Source organism: Polaromonas sp. P1_E3 (assembly GCF_056405935.1).
In genome coordinates, this window is record NZ_JBFUBD010000424.1 from 1 (window position 1) to 2,180 (window position 2,180).

The following is a 2,180-nucleotide window of genomic DNA, read 5'->3' on the forward strand; positions in this document are numbered from 1 at the left end:
AATCATCGGCGCGCAGGTTGTTACCGTTCCCATGGACATTCCCATCCGCAACGCTGACCGCACCTTCAAGACCTTCATGGCCTCGCTGGCGGCTGTGTTTGCCGTGGTTTTTGTTGTACTTAACGTGATGCTGAGCTGGCTCATCGTGCGGCCGATCCGCCGCATGTCCCAGGCTGCCGACAAGGTGAGCACCGGTGACTTTGATGTACCGGAATTTGCCGATGGCGGCAAAGACGAAGTCTCCGTGCTCGGCGGCGCGTTCAACCGCATGCGGCGCAGCCTTGAAAAAGCCATGCAGATGATCGACCACGGCGCCTGACGCCCGGCCCAGCTCAATAACGCATAGACACCCACAGCCTCCCACGAATCGATCCCCACGAATGGAAGAACCGGAAGACAAAACCCGAACCTTGCCGGTGCGGCCCACAGGCGGCGAAGGCAAGGACGCGGCCGCGCTTCAGCCGGGGCAAACCGTTTTTGAATACCGCATCGACAAGATGCTCGGCGGCGGCGGCTTCGGCATCACTTATCTGGCGCAGGACATCAACCTGCAATTGCCGGTAGCCATCAAGGAATACTTCCCCGGCGACCTGGCCGTGCGTTCGGAAGACCTGTCGGTTCATGTGCGCTCCAGTACCAACAACGGCCAGTTCCAGTGGGGCCTGGAGCGCTTTCTCGACGAAGCGCGGGCGCTGGCGTCCTTCCGCCATCCGAACATCGTGCGGGTGCTGCGTTACTTCAAGCAAAACGGCACCGCCTACATCGTCATGGAGTACGAGTCCGGCGATCCGCTCAAACGCTGGCTGGCCAGGCAGCCTGCGCTGGACCAGCAGGGCCTGCTGAAAATCATCTATCCGCTGATGGACGGCCTGGAAGMCGTGCACAAGGTAAATTTCCTGCACCGCGACATCAAGCCGGACAACATCTATATCCGCGCCGACGGCACACCCGTACTGCTGGATTTTGGCGCCGCCCGGCGCGTAACCGGCAACCACGACATGACCAACATCGTGAGCCCGGGCTTTGCGCCGTTCGAGCAGTACCACAGCAAGGGCCACCAGGGGCCGTGGACGGATGTCTATTCGCTGGGTGCCGTGATGTACTGGATGACCACAGGCCACAAGCCCATGGAGTCGGCCTCTCGGGTGCGCGAGGACACCATGCCCAAGGCGGCMGACACGGCCAGCGCRGTGGTYTTYGGWGCSCCSYTGCTGCGCGCCATCGACTGGGCCATGATGCCCAACGAAACACAGCGCCCGCAGGACGTYGGAGCCCTGCGCCAGGCCCTGATCAGCTCGGACTTYCTCAAGACGCAAACCATCCGCGCCGCCACCCCTTCGTCCAACACAGCCGCCATTGCCCCGGTAGCGGCGGCAGCGCCGCAGACCGATACGTCAACCACCAAGACAAGCAAGCTGCTGTCCGAAAGCGCCGTGCTCGCCTACGCGGCCAATTCGCAGTCCATTCCGCTCAACAGTGCCGAAAACCTGCGCAAGAATGTGCTGGGCACCATCATGTTCCTGGACCTGGTGTCCTACTCCACCTATTCGGTGGACCAGCAGGTGACATTGAAAGGCCTGTTTAACGAGCTCATCACCAAGGCGATCGGCGGCGTGAAGGAGTCTTCGCGCATCATGATCGACACCGGCGACGGCGCGGCGATCTGCTTTCTGGGCGATCCGGAAGAAGCCCTGCAATCGGCCCTTCTGCTGCGCGACCTGCTGGTGCAAAAGTACGRCCGAAAGCTGTCTCTCCGGGTCGGCTTGCACCTCGGGCCGATCCGCATGGTGTTCGACATCAACAACCGCGTCAATGTGGTGGGTGACGGCATCAATGTGGCCCAACGCATCATGGACTTCTCCAGGCCCAACCAGATTGTGGTTTCGCGTGCTTATTACGACGTGATCTCACGCATCACCGACAGCGCAGCCAGCCTCTTTGACTACCTCGGCCCGCACATGGACAAGCATCTGCGTTCGCACGAGATCTATGCAGTGCTGGACCCGAACGCCACGCCGGCTTCGCCGGTGTCCCGCAACATGGAGTTCGAACACACGGCGTCGTTTGCCGCGCTGGCATCGCTGACCCCGGAAATCGCGCTGGAAATTGAAAACGAGCTGGCCAAAGCCATCGGGCCGCTGGCCAAAGTGCTGGTCAAGAAAGCCATTCCGCGCACGGTC

2 protein-coding genes are annotated in these 2,180 nt (G+C 61.5%); both read left to right on the plus strand.

Annotated elements, in window-relative coordinates; all coding sequences use genetic code 11:
* Positions 1-319 (plus strand): HAMP domain-containing protein (locus AC1D0Z_RS20090; protein WP_477659933.1); only part of this gene is annotated, 319 nt, incomplete at its 5' end.
* Positions 320-380: 61 nt separating this feature from the next.
* The coding region (locus AC1D0Z_RS20095; protein ID WP_477659934.1) for a protein kinase domain-containing protein at positions 381-2,180 on the plus strand (1,800 nt) is incomplete at its 3' end.